Below are 16,529 nucleotides of genomic sequence, written 5' to 3' on the forward strand. Positions count from 1 at the left end.
TATTACCGGCTCCTATTAAGACTTCTTGGCTTGTTCAGACTTGGGATCAGCCTGGCTCGGTGCGTCTTCGCTCACTTCCTGTACTTTTACCTGAGCGCCGGGTTTGATTTTCTGCAAACCTGTAACAATGACTCTGTCACCCGCTTTCAAACCGGCCGTGACCAACCATTTGTTACCGATGGCCTGGGCAGTCGTTAAGGTGCGGAGCTCTACCTTATCGCCTTCACCGACCACCATGGCAGTTGCCTCACCACGGGCGTTACGGGTAATGCCTTGTTGCGGAACCAGTAATGCATCGCTTTTGATACCTTCATCGAGACGGGCGCGTACAAACATACCTGGCAACAGTGAACCGTCCGGATTAGGGAAGATCGCACGCAAGGTGATCGAACCCGTTGTCTCATCCACGGTGATTTCCGAGAACTCCAACGTACCGGTTGGCTTGTATTCCGAGCCGTTGTTCAGTATCAGTTTGACGTTGGCTTTGCCATCCTGCTGTTTCAGCGAGCCATCTGCCAATTCCTGTTTCAAACGCAGGAAATCATTGCTGGACTGGGTTACATCAACATAGATCGGATCGATTTGTTGCACGGTAGCCAATGCCGTTGATTGACCACTGGTAACCAGTGCCCCTTCAGTGACGCTGGATTTACCAATTCGTCCGCTGATTGGCGAAGTGACTTTGGTATAGGCCAGATTAATGCGTGCGCTCTCCAGTGCGGCTTCTGCCGCAACAACGGCTGCATTAGCCTGCAGTTGATTGGACACCGCAGTATCGTAGTCTTGCTTGCTGATAAAATTGGTATTCAGCAGGGGCTTATAGCGATTTACCGTCAAACGGGTAATTTCAGCATTGGCTTTCGCTTTAGCCAAATCGCCTTTGGCGCTGTCATACGTGGCTTGATAAGGTGCCGGATCGATCTGATAAAGGGAGGTGCCGGCCTTAATTTCGCTGCCTTCAACGAAGTTGCGTTTAAGGATAATACCGCTTACTTGGGGGCGAACTTCAGCAATACGGAATGAAGCTGTGCGGCCTGGTAGCTCCGTTGTGATGTTCAACGGTTCTGCTTTCAGCGTGACGATACCCACTTCAGGCGCCTGTTGTGGGCCGCCTTGTTGGGCATTTTTGTCATTACATCCTGTAAGTACCAACGCGCCTGAAAGAATCAGAACTGCCGCCAGAGGCGTTAACCCTCTGTTTTTGTTCATAGAAAAACCTCAAGTGTCCGATTTCAAATTGATCAATGGATCACAAGCTTTAAAACCCATTGCTGCGTTTTATATATGTGCGTGCTATGGTACATACATTCACGAATGTATGTAAATCATAACTCCCCGAAAAACCAATGCTATGGCACGAAAAACCAAACAGCAGGCGCTAGAAACCCGACAACAGATACTCGATGCTGCTGTGCGGGAATTCTCAGAGAAAGGTGTCTCTGCGACGTCATTGGCAGATATCGCCAATGCCGCGGGTGTCACGCGTGGTGCAATTTACTGGCATTTCAAAAACAAAGTTGACCTTTTCAATGAAGTCTGGGAAATCTCTGAGTCTAAAATTGGTGACCTCGAGCTAGAGTATCAGACAAAGTATCCCGATAATCCACTCTGTATTTTAAGAGAAATACTGATTTACATCCTTACTGCTACTGTTGATGATCCTCACCGCCGTGCTTTGATGGAGATCATATTTCATAAATGCGAGTTTGTTGGAGAAATGATCTCGCTGCAACTCGCCCGCAAAGTACTTTACATTGCTGGCAATGAGAAAATCGAAGCTGTGCTGCGAAAATGCATCTGTTTCGGCCAATTACCGCCATTACTCGATACCCGCCGTGCCTCAATCGTATTACGCTCTTATATCACAGGCTTAATGGAAAACTGGCTATTTATGCCGGAAAGTTTCGATCTGAAATTGAGCGCTGGAACCTATGTCGACATCTATATAGACATGCTGAAACTCAGTCCGAATTTGTTGCTGAACAACGCGTATCCAGACCCTGAAATGCTGAGAACAATGCCTACCTGAAACACCCTCATATCTTTTCAGGCTATAGAATAGTTGAATAATAAAGTTCCGTTCTCTCTGACAGAGTTTTCTTATTCGTGGGCAAGGGTGCAACGTGCTACGCTTTGTACTTCCTCATTGAGATGAAGTTAAATCATGCGTAGCCGGTTTTTCTGCCCGCCTTCAGTTGCCTCTTTATGCCACAAAAGGGCGTTTTTCCGCAGCTGTTTTACACTCTTTCTTATCATGTTTTTTCTTTTGACTGTGCCAATTGCCCGTGGGGCGGCAAGTAACGATTTACCGACGCGCAATGAAATACAGAATCAGCTTGATGCGCTGAACAAACAAAAAAATGTCACGCCCGTCGAAAAACTCACCGAGCAGGATCTCACCCGGACATTGGAATGGCTGGATGCACTGGAACGGGTCAAGCAAGATAGTAATCAACTTAAACAGCAGGTTACGCAAGCGCCATCACAGTTGAAAACTGCGACTGATGGACTGGAAGCGTTGAAAAATGGCGACAGTGACACCGTTACCAAAGAAGGATTAATCCACCTCTCCTTACGCCAGTTGGAGAGCCAGTTGAATAAAACGTTGGATGACCTGCAAACTGCCCAGGAAAACCTCTCAACGTATAATAGCCAACTTATCTCCCTGCAAACCCAGCCCGAACGTGTGCAAAGTGCGATGTTTGGCTATTCCCAGCGCATTCAGGAAATACGCAACCAGTTAAACGGTTTGCTTCCGAGCCAGGACAATTTGCGACCCTCCCAGCAGGTGATGCTGGCAACGGAGCAGGCTCTGCTGAATGCGCAGGTGGAGCTGCAACGTAAAAATCTGGAAGCCAATACGACGCTGCAGGATGTATTGCAAAAGCAGCGTGATTATACGACGGCACACATCAATCAACTCGAACGACTGGTCCAGCTTCTCCAGGGAGTGGTTAACGGGAAACGCCTGACGCTCTCGGAGAAAACGGCCAAAGAGGCACAAACCCCGGATGACGCCTCGAATATCCAGAACGATCCGCTGGTTAGCCAGGAACTGGATATCAACCGTAAATTGAGTCAACGGCTAATCGCTGCAACGGAAGAGGGCAATACGCTGGTTCAGCAGAACATTCGGGTGAAAAATTGGCTCGATCGTGCTTTGCAGTCAGAGCGTAACCTGAAAGAACAAATCAGCGTGTTGAAAGGCAGTCTGCTGTTGTCGCGTATTCTTTACCAACAACAACAGAACTTGCCATCTCCCAGTCTGATGACGGACATGGGGACGCGCATCGCCGATCTTCGCCTTGAGCAATTTGACATCAATCAGCAGCGCGATGAGCTGTTTCAAGGTGATGACTATATTCAGAAAGTTGTCGGCAATAGCAAAGAAAAAATGAGTGATGATGTTGATGATGCACTGGAGCAGATTATCGACATGCGTCGGGAACTGTTGGATCAGTTAAATAAGCAACTGGGTAATCAGCTCGCACTCTCTATTAATCTGCAAATCAATCAGCAGCAGTTGCTGAACGTTAGCGATTCATTGACACATACGCTCACTCAGCAAATTTTCTGGGTCAGCAGTAACAAGCCGATGAACTGGACGTGGATCAAGGAATTACCTGACGCGGTGAAAGCCCAGGTCAGTGCCCTGAATTTCAACTTTCCCGCGGGTGCGTTACTGGTGGGAGCCTTTGACTCATTGTTCTTTCAAGTTCCGCTGGTGGTCGTGCTGGGTCTGCTGGTCTGGCGATTCAAGTCCCTTAACCGCCGTATAACCGAATTAAGCAACGATGTCGGGCAGTTGAAGCGTGATACGCAACTGCACACGCCGGAAGCTTTACTGCTGACGTTATTTAAAGTTGCGCCCTGCGTGTTGATCACGCTGGGGATCGGTTACTGGGTGTATCGATCTGAAATCAATATCAGCGAATTTATTTGGAGTCTGGCGCGGTGCCTGGCCCTGTTCGAGTTGGTATTTGGTTGCACATTTTTCCTGCTGGCACCCGGTGGTATCAGTGAACGCCATTTCAATATGAGTGCTGAAATGTGTGCACACTATCGACGGCAGGTGATCCGGTTTGGGCTGGCGTTGTTGCCATTGATTTTCTGGTCGGTACTGGGAGAGAAAGCGCCACTGCGGCTGGTTGATGACATCATCGGCCAGATAGTTATTCTCCTCACGCTGGCATTATTGGCGGTGCTGATCTTCCCGACCTGCCGCGATGCATGGCGTGCGAAAAATTCCCATGCAGTGCTTTTGGTGATAATTACCGCGATTTCTGTCATGCCATTATTCCTCATCGGCTTGATGTTGGCCGGTTACTTCTACACTACCCTGCAGTTGGCTGGACGCTGGATCGACAGCATCTATTTGCTGATTCTGTGGAATATTGTCTATCTCTCCGCCATTCGCGGGTTGAGCGTCGCGGCACGTCGTCTGGCTTATCGGCGGGCACTCGCCCGGCGCCAAAGTATGGCAAAAGAGAGTACGGAAGGTAATGAAGCTGTTGAAGAACCGCCTTTGGCGCTGGATCAGATAAATCAGCAATCCATGCGTTTGACAACCATGGTGCTGTTCCTGGTATTCGCTACGCTGTTCTATTGGATTTGGTCAGATCTGGTGACCGTGATCTCCTATCTCGATAGCATTTCCCTCTGGCATTACTCCAGTAATGTAGCAGGCAGCAATGTCTTGCAGAGTGTCACGCTGGGTAATCTGTTAATCGCCTTTCTCGCATTGATTGTGGCGTATGTGATGACAAGAAACTTGCCGGGTTTGCTCGAAGTGGTGGTGCTCTCGCGTCTGCAACTCAGGCAGGGCGCTTCGTATGCGATCACCACTATCCTGACTTATCTGATTATCACGGTGGGTGCCGTGACGGCGCTAGGCTCGCTGGGTGTCTCCTGGGATAAGTTACAGTGGCTGGTGGCGGCGTTATCTGTAGGGCTGGGCTTCGGCTTGCAGGAAATTTTCGCCAACTTTGTCTCTGGTCTGATTATTCTGTTTGAAAGGCCGATTCGCATTGGGGATACCGTCACGATTGGCACTTACTCGGGGTCGGTTAGCCGGATCCGAATTCGCGCCACAACCATCACCGACTTTGATCGTAAAGAAGTGATCATTCCCAACAAAGCGTTTGTGACTGAACGGCTGATTAACTGGTCGCTGTCGGATACCGTCACTCGTGTTCTGATTAAAATTGGCGTGGCGTATGGCTCTGACCTGGAAAAAGTCAAAGCGATACTCTTGCAGGCTGCCAAAGAAAATACCCGGGTCATGGCGGATCCTGTCCCAGAGGTTTTTTTCCTCAATTTTGGTGCCAGTTCACTGGAGCACGAACTGCGTTTGTATGTCCGCGAGTTGGGTGACCGTAGCTATACCGTGGATGAATTAAATCGACGCATCGACCAGCTTTGCCGTGAAAATGACATCAATGTTGCGTTCAACCAGTTGGAGGTCTATTTGCATAACGACAAGGGCAATGAGATCTGCGAGGTGAAACGCACAATGCCCGGTATAACGGGTGACGGTGTGAGCGGGGAAAAAGGGAACGAATAGAGGAAGAATGCCGGGAGCCAGGAACAGCAGGGGCCAGGCATTCGTTGTATGCTATGAGCAATAGCTGATGGATCGATCGCCTTTAAGATTCAGCTTTTCCTGATAGTCGCGTTGAACAATCTCTAACGCTGCCAAAGCAACGTCTGGTGCAATTTCATTGCACTCAAGAAGATAAATCAGATCGACTGCGAGCTGTAGCTCTGGCGGCGCATTTTCTACTGACATGGAAGCCAACGTTAATTTTTGAGTTTGCGATATACAAACAGAATCAGTATTGCGCCTGTCAGTGCGAAAACCAAGCTTCTGAAACTGAACCCTGCGACGGTAGCTGATTCGAAATAAGCATTGATATAGCCGCCAACCAGTGCGCCTGAAATGGCTAACACGATCAGCAAAATCATGCTACCTCCGTCTTTACCTGGCATAAGAATTTTTACCAGCAACCCAACCAAAATCCCAAGAATGATCCATGAAATCAGTCCCATAAATATCTCCCGGTCAGGCATTCAGTCTATAGTATAGATAATTGTCTACGCTGTAAGGTAAACGTTTTAAAAAATTGTGATAAAGATTCAAAAACCGTTTTCTTTTCTCTCGATGTTACGCTCAATTCTTTTCACTGCCTGGCGGCAACGCATGAGTCGTCCCTCAAGTGCGGCCAATTCCTGCTGAATTTTCTTCTGCTGTGCGAAAGTACTCTGCTGACCCAAAGAACTTTCACGATCTTCAATCATGGCGATTAATCTACGTTCAAACTGTTGATGTTCGGCCAATTTATGATAGAGATCCTGCGGCGTGGTATCCAGCCTGGATTGATCGGTAGTACGCAGCGTTTGTGTTGCCAATTCACGCTGAAGGGCTGTGATTTGCGCGACCAGTTTTTCTGCCAGGAAGGCCACTTGCTCTGGGCGGCGTTCATCCACAACCAGTATCAGATGGGCAAGATTCTTCCTGACCTCAGCCAGATAATCCCTTAATCGGGTTCCATGCGTGCTAAAAAGTGCCACATCAAAGCGAGCCTGGCGCGCGGGTGTACTCGCAATAGGTTCGATCTCCTTTGCCAATACCTCTACCTGCTGTTCCAACCGCTGTAGGATTTTCTGCGTACTCACGATGTTTTCTCCCAGTTTACCGAGGTTAGCTTGCATTCTTGCTTCGCCAGACACAAGCAGCATCTTTTAAGAAAGCAATAAGTGGGTATCTATGACTAAACGTTCTGGCTACGTTGGCGTCAATGCAGAACGACAATGTGTTGTGATTTTAGAACGCCGGTTTTTTTATGTATTACAGACGAGGGTTGCTACACTCTGGTCGTTAAATTTAATAACGGCAGTTAAATTCAATAAGGTAAGAACGGCAGAATTGGCAGGGGGGTTATGTATCGTACAGTATTGATATTTCTCGGGTGGCTGGCGGTCGCGTTGGCTGCTTTGGGTGTTGTTCTTCCTTTATTACCGACGACGCCGTTCCTGCTGCTTGCGGCGTGGTGTTTTGCCCGTTCTTCTCCGAGATTCCATTACTGGTTGCTATACCGCTCCTGGTTCGGCAGCTATTTGCGCCATTGGCAACAACACCGCGCCTTACCGCCGGGCATGAAAATCCGAGCTGCGCTGGTGATAGTTGTTACATTTGCCGTGTCGTTGGTGCTGGTAAAAATAGTGTGGGTGCGGATAATACTGCTGATGATGATGACGTTTTTACTGGTGATGATGTGGCGAATGCCGGTTATTGATGTGGAGCAACAAAAAAGAGAGTGATGGCCCCGCATCAGTTGCAATTCTTTGCCAGTTTGAATAGATTTGAGCGTTTTCGGGCGCGGGTTACCTCCAGGAATTTCCTTTGTTCTCCTTTCCTTTCCTTTATATAGGATAGGAATCAGGTATTGGGCCTCACCGGTGTGGGGATATCAGGTGGCCTGCGTTAAGTATGAATGGCAGCTTTTTCAGGCACTTATTATGACCGCAACAGCGCAACAGCTTCAGTTTATTAAAGACAGTATCAAAACCATTCCGGACTACCCAAAACCGGGGATACTGTTTCGCGATGTCACCAGCCTGCTGGAAGATCCAAAAGCCTACGCCGCCAGCATCCAGCTTCTGGCCGATCGTTACCGTGATTCGGGTGTGACCAAAGTTGTGGGTACCGAAGCCCGTGGATTTCTGTTTGGCGCACCGGTTGCGCTGGTATTGGGTGTGGGTTTTGTTCCTGTGCGCAAACCGGGAAAACTCCCCCGCGCAACGATTAATGAAAGCTATGAGTTGGAATATGGCACCGACAAGCTGGAGATCCACACGGATGCGATCTCGGCGGGTGACAAAGTTCTGGTCATTGACGATCTGCTGGCGACTGGCGGTACGATTGAAGCGACCGTGAAACTGATTCGCCGCCTGGGTGGTGACGTCAGTGATGCGGCTTTCATTATCGATCTGCCTGAACTGGGCGGCGAAGCGCGTTTGACCAATCAGGGTATCAACTGCTACAGTCTGGTCTCATTCGCTGGCCATTAATCACATCAGCCTCGCCGATACCGACGAGGCTGTGTTAGCATGACCCTCAAGTTTACTCGACCTTTCCGGTATTAATGAGCTATCAGGTTCTGGCCCGTAAGTGGCGTCCACAAACGTTTGCCGACATAGTTGGTCAGGAACACGTCCTGACTGCGTTGGCCAATGGTCTCTCGATGGGGCGGATTCATCACGCCTATCTTTTCTCTGGCACGCGCGGTGTGGGTAAAACCACCATTGCCCGGTTGTTGGCGAAAGGGCTGAATTGTGAAACCGGCATTACAGCGACCCCTTGTGGTAAATGTGATAATTGCCGCGAAATCGAGCAGGGGCGTTTTGTCGACTTGATCGAGATTGATGCGGCTTCGCGAACCAAAGTGGAAGATACCCGTGAATTGCTGGATAACGTGCAATATGCGCCAGCGCGTGGGCGTTTCAAGGTCTACCTGATCGATGAAGTGCACATGCTTTCACGTCACAGTTTCAATGCGTTGCTCAAGACTCTTGAAGAGCCACCGTCTCACGTCAAATTCCTGCTGGCGACCACGGATCCGCAGAAACTGCCGGTAACGATATTGTCGCGCTGCCTGCAATTCCATCTGAAAGTGTTTGATGTCGATCAGATTCGCACTCAACTGACCATGGTGCTTGAGGCTGAAAAGATCGACAGTGAGCCGCGTGCATTGCAACTGATTGCCCGCGCGGCAGATGGCAGTATGCGTGATGCATTGAGCCTCACCGATCAGGCGATCGCCATGGGGCAAGGGCAGGTCACCACCCTGACCGTCACCCAGATGTTGGGTACCCTTGATGATGAGCAGCCGCTGGCGATCCTTGAGGCGTTAGTCAGCGCTGATGGCGCACGGGTAATGGCGCAGGTTGAACAGGCCGCCTCGCGCGGTGTTGACTGGGAAACTTTGCTGGTGGAGACACTGGCATTGCTGCATCGGGTGGCGATGTTACAACTCCTGCCTTCTGTACTCGATAATCACTATGCGGCTGTTGAGCAGCGCTTACGTGAATTGGCGCGCGTCATTGCGCCGACGGACGTACAGCTCTACTATCAGACCCTGCTGGTGGGTCGTAAAGAGTTGGCTTATGCGCCCGATCGGCGTATGGGGGTTGAGATGACGTTGCTGCGCGCGCTGGCATTTCACCCGAAAGTGGTGATCGCCGAGCCTGTCGTGTCCGCGCCTGCCGTACAAGCAAATAACCCAGCGGTATCACCACCTTCTCAAGGCCATCAGCTGGTTCCTGCGCCTGATTCAGCCCAACCGGCGGCATCGCAGAAACCCGCCGCAGCACCGCAAAACACCACGACGGGCGGAGAGTCCCTTACGGGTACGACGGCACAATTGCTACAGGCCCGAACCCAGTTGCTCAGGCAACACGGAAATACCAACCCAAAAAAAGCTGAGCCGGCGGCGCCAGGTAGAGCGCAGCCGGCGAATTCAGTACTGGAGCGTCTCGCCTCAGTCACTGAACGTACCCAGCAACGTCTGGCGGCACGCCCTGAGCCAGAAAAACCCGTAAAAAAAGAAGCCTATCGCTGGAAAGCGCTGACTCAGCCAGACGTCGATCCTGAACCAGTGACTACGCCCAAAGCATTGCGTTCTGCGCTTGAGCATGAGAAAACGCCCGAGCTGTCTGCTAAGCTTGCGGCAGAGTCATTGCTACGCGATCCTTGGGCGGCGGAGATTGAAAAACTCCCATTACCGAAGCTGGTGCAGCAACTGGCACTGAACGCTTTCAAGGATACATCACCAGCGGGCACGGTATTATTGCGGTTGCGCTCCTCCCAACGGCACTTGAATTCGCCTTCTGCGCAAAACACGCTGAAGGAGGCTTTGAGTGAGTTATATGGTAGCCCCATTGAATTGACGATAGTAGAAGATGATAATCCAGCGGTGAAAACCCCATTGGAATGGCGACAAGCCATCTATGAAGAAAAGTTGGCGCAGGCGCGTCAGTCGATAATAGCGGATAACAACATCCAGACCCTGCGTCGCTTTTTTGATGCGGATCTGGATGAAGAGAGTATCCGCCCCCTTTAATCGCCGCGTGAGGTAATGGTTACAAGCGCGGCCCGTTGCGATGAGAGATGATTATGTTTGGTAAAGGCGGTATTGGTAATCTGATGAAGCAGGCCCAGCAGATGCAGGAAAAAATGCAGCAGATGCAGGAAGAAGTGGCCAAGTTGGAAGTCACGGGTGAGTCGGGCGCAGGCCTGGTCAAAGTGACTATTAACGGGGCACATAACTGCCGTCGCGTCGAAATCGATCAGAGCCTGATGGAAGACGACAAAGAGATGCTGGAAGACCTGATCGCAGCGGCCTTCAATGATGCGGCTCGCCGTATTGATGAAACCCAGAAAGAAAAAATGGCTTCCGTCTCCAACGGTATGCAACTGCCGCCAGGCTTTAAGATGCCGTTCTGATGCAGACCAGCCCTCTCCTTGAAACATTAATGGAGGCGCTGCGCTGCCTTCCGGGCGTTGGCCCGAAATCAGCACAGCGTATGGCATTCCAGCTTCTGCAGCGCGATCGCAGTGGTGGCATGCGACTGGCGCAGGCGCTGACGCGTGCGATGTCTGAAATTGGTCACTGTTCAGATTGCCGGACGTTCACCGAACAGGATATCTGCACGATATGCGCCAACCCGCGTCGGCAGCAAAATGGGCAGATCTGTGTGGTGGAAAGCCCGGCAGATATTCATGCCATTGAGCAGACCGGGCAGTTTTCTGGTCGCTATTTTGTGCTGATGGGGCATCTTTCGCCTCTGGACGGCATTGGTCCTGGCGATATCGGCCTGGATCGCCTTGAGGAGCGTCTGGCATCTGAGACCATCAATGAGGTGATTCTGGCGACCAACCCGACCGTAGAGGGTGACGCAACGGCCAACTATATCGGCGACATGTGCGGCCAGTATGGCGTTCTTGCAAGCCGGATCGCACACGGTGTTCCGGTGGGTGGCGAACTGGAAATGGTCGATGGCACAACGCTATCCCATTCGTTGGCTGGCAGGCATCCGATAAAGTACTGAGTTCTCCCTAAAGGCTGGATATCTCCGGCCTTTATTATTTCGTTTCCACAAGTTTGCGCGACACAATCTCATTTTTTACCTTGAAATTCCTTCCCACCATCCCCATCTCATGACCAACACTTTTTAACCTGATCGAATATTTTTTTAAGGATTGAGGTAGACAATGAGTATGAAAGGTCAAGAAACCCGCGGGTTCCAGTCTGAAGTTAAACAACTTCTTCACCTGATGATTCACTCGCTCTATTCAAATAAGGAAATTTTCCTTCGCGAGCTGATTTCCAATGCCTCCGATGCGGCGGATAAACTCCGTTTTCGTGCGCTCTCTGCCCCTGAACTTTATAACGGTGATGGCGACCTGCGCGTGCGTCTCTCCAGCGATAAAGAAAAACGTACCCTGACGCTGAGTGATAACGGTATCGGGATGAGCCGCGATGAGGTGATTGATAACCTCGGGACGATCGCCAAATCTGGCACAAAAGCATTTCTTGAGTCGATGGGCTCCGATCAAACCAAAGACAGCCAGTTGATTGGTCAGTTCGGGGTGGGATTCTATTCTGCCTTCATCGTGGCTGATAAAGTGACCGTGCGTACTCGTGCGGCAGGTGCCAACGCTGACGAAGCGGTATTCTGGGAATCGGCGGGTGAAGGTGATTACACCATTGCGGACATCACCAAAGAAGATCGTGGTACGGAAATTACCCTGCATTTACGCGAAGACGCCGAAGAGTTCCTGGACGACTGGCGCGTGCGCTCAATCATCAGTAAATACTCCAACCATATCGCCTTGTCGGTTGAGATTGAAAGCCGCAATGAAGAAGATGGTACCGTCACCTGGGAGAAAATCAATAAGGCCCAGGCGCTGTGGACCCGCAGTAAATCTGAAGTCAGCGATGACGAATATAAAGAATTCTACAAACACATCGCCCATGATTTTACCGATCCGCTGAGCTGGAGCCACAACCGCGTCGAAGGCACACAGGAATATACCAGCCTGCTGTATATTCCTGCGCAGGCTCCATGGGATATGTGGAACCGCGAACATAAACACGGCTTGAAACTGTATGTAAAGCGCGTGTTTATTATGGATGAAGCCGAGCAGTTCATGCCGAACTACCTGCGTTTTGTTCGTGGTCTGATCGATTCAAACGATCTGCCACTGAACGTATCGCGTGAGATCCTGCAAGACAGCCGTATTACCCAAAACCTGCGTAATGCGCTGACCAAACGTGTGTTGCAGATGCTGGAAAAACTGGCGAAAAATGACAGCGAAAAATACCAGCAATTCTGGCAGCAGTTCGGTCTGGTGCTGAAAGAAGGCCCGGCAGAAGATGGCAGCAATAAAGAAACCATCGCAAAACTGCTGCGTTTCGCCACCACCCACAACGACAGTGATGCACAAACCGTGTCGCTGGAAGAGTATGTGGGCCGGATGGTGGAAGGTCAGGACAAGATCTATTACATCACTGCTGACAGCTACGCGGCAGCCAAGAACAGCCCGCATTTGGAGCTGTTCCGTAAGAAAGGCATCGAAGTGCTGCTGCTCTCAGAACGTATTGATGAGTGGATGATGAGTTACCTGACTGAATTTGATGGTAAATCCTTCCAGTCCGTCAGTAAGGCTGATGAAGCGTTGGATAAATTGGCTGACGAAGAGAGTGAAGAGAAGAAAGAAGCAGAAAAGGCGTTGGAACCGTTCGTTGAAAGGGTGAAAACCCTGCTGGGTGAACGCGTTAAAGACGTGCGCCTGACTCATCGCCTGACCGATACACCAGCGATTGTTACGACCGATGCCAATGAAATGACGACGCAGATGGCGAAACTGTTCGCTGCTGCCGGTCAGCAGGCTCCGGAAGTGAAATACATTTTCGAGCTGAATCCTGAGCATTCACTGGTCAAACGCGCCTCTGATGTGAACGATGACGCGCACTTCAGTGAGTGGGTTGAGCTGTTGCTCGATCAGGCATTACTGGCAGAACGTGGCACGCTGGACGATCCAAACCAGTTTATCCGCCGAATGAACCAATTACTGCAAGCCTGATGGCCCTGAATTTGCCATACTAAAGCCCCCTAGGGGGCTTTTTTTATAGGTAGGGATTAATCTGCAATTGCGGCAGCTTTCTTGAGCGGAGACCCTCACAATGGTATCGTTGAGCGTTTTCGATATTTTAATAAAAACTACATAGCAAGGGGATTTACGCGATGCGTATCATTCTGCTGGGCGCTCCGGGCGCAGGTAAAGGTACTCAGGCTCAATTCATCATGGAGAAATACGGTATTCCGCAAATCTCTACCGGTGATATGTTGCGTGCTGCCGTAAAAGCAGGCTCTGAATTGGGCAAGAAGGCCAAGGAAATCATGGATGCCGGTAAACTGGTTACCGACGAATTGGTGATAGCTCTGGTTAAAGAACGCATTACCCAGGAAGACTGCCGCAACGGTTTTCTGCTGGACGGCTTCCCGCGTACTATTCCACAGGCTGATGCCATGAACGAAGCGGGTATCAAAGTCGACTATGTGTTGGAATTCGACGTTCCTGATGCATTGATTATCGATCGAATTGTCGGTCGTCGCGTTCACGCGCCGTCTGGTCGTGTCTATCACATCAAATTCAATCCACCAAAAGTGGAAGGTAAAGACGACGTGACCGGCGAAGAACTGACGACGCGCAAAGACGATCAGGAAGAAACAGTGCGTAAACGTCTGGTGGAATACCACCAGCAAACTGCACCGCTGATCTCTTACTATGGCAAAGAAGCCGAAGCGGGCAACACGAAATATTTCAAAATCGACGGCACGCGCAAAGTGGCTGAAATCAGCAGCGAACTGGCAACCATTTTAGGTTGAGTGCAACGCGATCGGAATAAGTGCAACGCGATCGGAATAGTTGTGCCAGGCTCAATGCCTGGCATTTTTTTGCCCGCAATTCCATATTCAGACCTTTTGTTGATATCGGTTCCTGTTCCGTTCTTTTCCGATACAATGTCTATCATTCACAAATCCGCAACCCTATTGAATATAGGTAATTAAACACCGGGGAAGCGAAAAGAGGGAAGGGTCATGGCGCAAGAGAAATACGGTGTGTTGATGGTGAACCTGGGGACTCCAGATGCGCCTACACCACAGGCGGTCAAACGGTATTTGGCGGAATTCCTAAGCGACCGCCGTGTCGTTGATACATCCCGTCTTCTGTGGTGGCCGATTCTTAATGGCATCATTCTCCCGATCCGTTCACCGCGAGTCGCCAAACTTTACCAATCGGTATGGATGGAAGAAGGCTCACCGCTGATGGTATACAGTCGTCGACAGCATAAGGCGCTGGCAGCCAGACTACCCAATGCACCGGTAGAATTGGCCATGAGCTATGGTTCTCCGTCGCTTGAGCAGGGTATTGATAAATTACTTGCCCAACGGGTGACAAAATTGGTGGTGCTGCCGCTTTACCCGCAATATTCCTGTTCAACCAGCGCAGCGGTGTTTGATGCCGTAGCCCGTATTCTGCAACGTTACCGACGCCTGCCATCACTCAGCTTTATTCGCGATTACGCTGAACATCCTGCGTATATAGCCGCGTTGAAACAAAGCGTTGAGCGATCTTTTGCCTTGCATGGCGTGCCGGATAAGTTGGTGCTGTCGTTCCATGGTATTCCGAAACGTTATGCCAATCTGGGCGATGATTACCCCCAACGCTGCGAGGATACCGCCCGCGCACTGTTTGCGGCGCTGCAATTGCCTGCCGATAAAGTGATGATGACCTTCCAGTCGCGCTTTGGCCGTGAGCCTTGGTTAACACCGTATACGGATGAAACGCTGAAGGGGCTACCGGCGCAGGGTGTCAAGCATATCCAATTGATTTGTCCGGGTTTTGCGTCGGATTGTTTGGAGACTCTGGAAGAGATCAAAGAGCAGAATCGTGAGTTTTTCATGCATGCGGGTGGCGAAAAATTCGAATACATTCCTGCACTTAATGATGATCCAGCACATATTGATCTGTTGCAGCAACTGGTCACGCAACACTTTTAAAAACCATTATCCGGGCGGAGAGTTGTGCTAACATCCTCCGCCTGAATCCTCACACTGCCATCAATCAGCCACATGAAATTTCCTGGTAAACGTAAGTCCAAGCACTATTTCCCGGTTAATGCCCGCGATCCGTTACTTCAGCAGGCCCAACCAGAAAGTGAAGTCAGCAGCTCCTACGTGGTCGGTATCGACCAGACGTTGGTGGATATTGAAGCCAATGTCGATGATGCGTTTATCGCCCGCTACGGTTTGAGCAAAGGTCACTCGCTGGTGATTGAAGACGATATCGCAGAGGCGCTTTATCAGGAATTGACTGACAACAATCTGATCACCCACCAGTTTGCTGGCGGAACCATCGGCAACACCCTGCACAATTATTCAGTGTTGGCTGACGATCGCTCCGTTTTGCTCGGTGTGATGTGCAGTAATGTCAAAATTGGCAGTTATGCCTATCGCTATCTTTGCAACACATCAAGCCGAACCGATCTTAACTACCTGCAAGCGGTGGACGGTGCCATTGGCCGCTGTTTTACCCTGATCACGGAAAACGGTGAGCGGACATTTGCCATCAGCCCTGGGCAGATGAATCAACTGAAAGCGGAAAGTATCCCTGAAGAGGTGATTGCCGGGGCCTCTGCTCTCGTTTTGACTGCATATCTGGTTCGTTGCAAAAAAGGTGAACCGATGCCGGAAGCGACGATGCAGGCGATTGCGTATGCGAAAAAATATCAGGTGCCGGTGGTTCTGACGTTGGGCACCAAATATGTCATCGCAGACGATCCCTTGGCCTGGCGGGAGTTTCTGCGTGAACATGTATCCATTCTGGCAATGAATGAAGATGAAGCCTACGAATTGACTGGTCTGAGCGATCCGTTGATGGCATCTGATATGGCGTTGGATTGGGTTGATCTGGTGCTGTGTACCGCTGGGCCAAACGGTCTCTATATGGCGGGCTTCACTGAAGAGGCGAATAAACGTCAGACCCAGCATCCTTTGCTGCCCGGCGCCATTGCAGAATTCAATCTATACGAGTTCAGCCGGGCGATGCGCCACGAGTTTTGTGAGAATCCATTGCGGATTTATTCACACATCGCGCCTTATATGGGCGGGCCTGAAAAAATCATGAACACCAATGGGGCGGGGGACGGTGCGCTTTCAGCGTTGCTGCATGATATTGCCGCGAACGGTTTTCACCGCAACAACGTGCCAAACTCCAGTAAACACGTCCGCAGTTATCTGACCTATTCTTCGCTGGCGCAGGTATGCAAATATGCAAACCGGGTGAGTTATCAGGTATTGAACCAGCATTCGCCACGGCTGACCCGTGGACTCCCAGAGAAAGAAGACAGCCTGGAAGAGTCATACTGGGAGCGTTAAGTCACAGATAAGCAAAAAGGCGC

General features: G+C 50.4%; 15 protein-coding genes and 1 other annotated feature. Of the genes, 11 read left to right on the top strand and 4 right to left on the bottom strand.

The genetic code is table 11. The features are described from left to right. Positions 1–15: 15 nt before the first annotated feature. Positions 16–1,209, bottom strand: coding sequence for an efflux RND transporter periplasmic adaptor subunit (locus DRI82_RS00590; RefSeq protein WP_114191576.1), 1,194 nt, complete (start codon positions 1,207–1,209; stop codon positions 16–18). Positions 1,210–1,351: 142 nt separating this feature from the next. Here DRI82_RS00590 and acrR point away from each other — a divergent pair, with 142 nt between their 5' ends. After that, a complete protein-coding gene (acrR, locus tag DRI82_RS00595) occupies positions 1,352–2,029 on the top strand; it encodes a multidrug efflux transporter transcriptional repressor AcrR (protein WP_114191577.1) in 678 nt (225 codons plus the stop codon). Positions 2,030–2,254: 225 nt separating this feature from the next. Further along, entirely contained in the window at positions 2,255–5,563 is a 3,309-nt protein-coding gene (mscK, locus tag DRI82_RS00600) for a mechanosensitive channel MscK (RefSeq protein WP_425452615.1), read from the top strand. Between the two features lie 51 nt (positions 5,564–5,614). On the opposite strand, the gene rsmS is transcribed toward mscK, so the two are convergent. The 3 genes from rsmS to priC form a co-directional block, all read right to left on the bottom strand. Further along, a complete protein-coding gene (gene rsmS / locus DRI82_RS00605) occupies positions 5,615–5,788 on the bottom strand; it encodes a pleiotropic regulatory protein RsmS (RefSeq protein WP_114191579.1) in 174 nt (57 codons plus the stop codon). An 11-nt stretch (positions 5,789–5,799) separates the two neighbouring features. Beyond that, positions 5,800–6,048: a GlsB/YeaQ/YmgE family stress response membrane protein gene (locus DRI82_RS00610; protein ID WP_114191580.1), complete on the bottom strand. Its 249-nt coding sequence runs from the start codon at positions 6,046–6,048 to the stop codon at positions 5,800–5,802. Positions 6,049–6,135: 87 nt separating this feature from the next. Continuing rightward, on the bottom strand, positions 6,136–6,675 hold the full coding sequence (gene priC, locus DRI82_RS00615; protein WP_114191992.1) for a primosomal replication protein PriC: 540 nt from the start codon (positions 6,673–6,675) through the stop codon (positions 6,136–6,138). A gap of 264 nt (positions 6,676–6,939) precedes the next feature. Between priC and DRI82_RS00620 the strand changes: the two genes are divergently transcribed. The 9 genes from DRI82_RS00620 to DRI82_RS00660 all read left to right on the top strand — a co-directional run bounded on the left by DRI82_RS00620 (position 6,940) and on the right by DRI82_RS00660 (position 16,506). Next, the gene (locus DRI82_RS00620) at positions 6,940–7,320 is read left to right on the top strand and encodes a DUF454 family protein (RefSeq protein WP_114191581.1); all 381 of its coding nucleotides are present in this window, start codon (positions 6,940–6,942) and stop codon (positions 7,318–7,320) included. Positions 7,321–7,518: 198 nt separating this feature from the next. Beyond that, positions 7,519–8,070 (top strand): adenine phosphoribosyltransferase, encoded by a 552-nt coding sequence (gene apt, locus DRI82_RS00625; RefSeq protein WP_114191582.1) that lies wholly within the window; start codon positions 7,519–7,521, stop codon positions 8,068–8,070. A 74-nt stretch (positions 8,071–8,144) separates the two neighbouring features. Further along, positions 8,145–10,121 carry a DNA polymerase III subunit gamma/tau gene (dnaX, locus tag DRI82_RS00630; protein ID WP_114191583.1) on the top strand — a complete coding sequence of 659 codons (1,977 nt, stop codon included), beginning with the start codon at positions 8,145–8,147 and terminating at the stop codon, positions 10,119–10,121. Then, positions 9,454–9,518 (top strand) — a sequence feature (DnaX frameshifting element). It overlaps the preceding gene by 65 nt. 53 nt (positions 10,122–10,174) lie before the next feature. Continuing rightward, on the top strand, positions 10,175–10,504 hold the full coding sequence (locus DRI82_RS00635) for a YbaB/EbfC family nucleoid-associated protein (protein WP_114191584.1): 330 nt from the start codon (positions 10,175–10,177) through the stop codon (positions 10,502–10,504). Then, positions 10,504–11,109: a recombination mediator RecR gene (gene recR / locus DRI82_RS00640; RefSeq protein WP_114191585.1), complete on the top strand. Its 606-nt coding sequence runs from the start codon at positions 10,504–10,506 to the stop codon at positions 11,107–11,109. Before DRI82_RS00635 ends, recR begins: the two co-directional genes overlap by 1 nt. A gap of 169 nt (positions 11,110–11,278) precedes the next feature. Beyond that, entirely contained in the window at positions 11,279–13,147 is a 1,869-nt protein-coding gene (gene htpG, locus DRI82_RS00645; RefSeq protein WP_211317623.1) for a molecular chaperone HtpG, read from the top strand. 161 nt (positions 13,148–13,308) lie between these two features. Next, the gene (gene adk / locus DRI82_RS00650; protein WP_114191587.1) at positions 13,309–13,953 is read left to right on the top strand and encodes an adenylate kinase; all 645 of its coding nucleotides are present in this window, start codon (positions 13,309–13,311) and stop codon (positions 13,951–13,953) included. 213 nt (positions 13,954–14,166) lie between these two features. Continuing rightward, entirely contained in the window at positions 14,167–15,129 is a 963-nt protein-coding gene (hemH, locus tag DRI82_RS00655; RefSeq protein ID WP_114191588.1) for a ferrochelatase, read from the top strand. Between the two features lie 72 nt (positions 15,130–15,201). After that, complete coding sequence (locus tag DRI82_RS00660) at positions 15,202–16,506, top strand: inosine/guanosine kinase (RefSeq protein WP_114191589.1); 1,305 nt, start codon at positions 15,202–15,204, stop codon at positions 16,504–16,506. Positions 16,507–16,529 lie beyond the last annotated feature (23 nt).

The organism is Edaphovirga cremea (genome assembly GCF_003332275.1).
Taxonomy (GTDB): Bacteria; Pseudomonadota; Gammaproteobacteria; order Enterobacterales; family Enterobacteriaceae; genus Edaphovirga; species Edaphovirga cremea.

Excerpts from the sequence above, each read along its gene's own strand:
- DRI82_RS00590 (WP_114191576.1), bottom strand. The coding sequence starts at position 1,209 with ATGAACAAAAACAGAGGGTTAACGCCTCTGGCGGCAGTTCTGATTCTT.
- acrR (WP_114191577.1), top strand. The coding sequence starts at position 1,352 with ATGGCACGAAAAACCAAACAGCAGGCGCTAGAAACCCGACAACAGATA.
- mscK (WP_425452615.1), top strand. The coding sequence starts at position 2,255 with ATGTTTTTTCTTTTGACTGTGCCAATTGCCCGTGGGGCGGCAAGTAAC.
- rsmS (WP_114191579.1), bottom strand. The coding sequence starts at position 5,788 with ATGTCAGTAGAAAATGCGCCGCCAGAGCTACAGCTCGCAGTCGATCTG.
- DRI82_RS00610 (WP_114191580.1), bottom strand. The coding sequence starts at position 6,048 with ATGGGACTGATTTCATGGATCATTCTTGGGATTTTGGTTGGGTTGCTG.
- DRI82_RS00620 (WP_114191581.1), top strand. The coding sequence starts at position 6,940 with ATGTATCGTACAGTATTGATATTTCTCGGGTGGCTGGCGGTCGCGTTG.
- apt (WP_114191582.1), top strand. The coding sequence starts at position 7,519 with ATGACCGCAACAGCGCAACAGCTTCAGTTTATTAAAGACAGTATCAAA.
- dnaX (WP_114191583.1), top strand. The coding sequence starts at position 8,145 with ATGAGCTATCAGGTTCTGGCCCGTAAGTGGCGTCCACAAACGTTTGCC.
- DRI82_RS00635 (WP_114191584.1), top strand. The coding sequence starts at position 10,175 with ATGTTTGGTAAAGGCGGTATTGGTAATCTGATGAAGCAGGCCCAGCAG.
- recR (WP_114191585.1), top strand. The coding sequence starts at position 10,504 with ATGCAGACCAGCCCTCTCCTTGAAACATTAATGGAGGCGCTGCGCTGC.
- htpG (WP_211317623.1), top strand. The coding sequence starts at position 11,279 with ATGAAAGGTCAAGAAACCCGCGGGTTCCAGTCTGAAGTTAAACAACTT.
- adk (WP_114191587.1), top strand. The coding sequence starts at position 13,309 with ATGCGTATCATTCTGCTGGGCGCTCCGGGCGCAGGTAAAGGTACTCAG.
- hemH (WP_114191588.1), top strand. The coding sequence starts at position 14,167 with ATGGCGCAAGAGAAATACGGTGTGTTGATGGTGAACCTGGGGACTCCA.
- DRI82_RS00660 (WP_114191589.1), top strand. The coding sequence starts at position 15,202 with ATGAAATTTCCTGGTAAACGTAAGTCCAAGCACTATTTCCCGGTTAAT.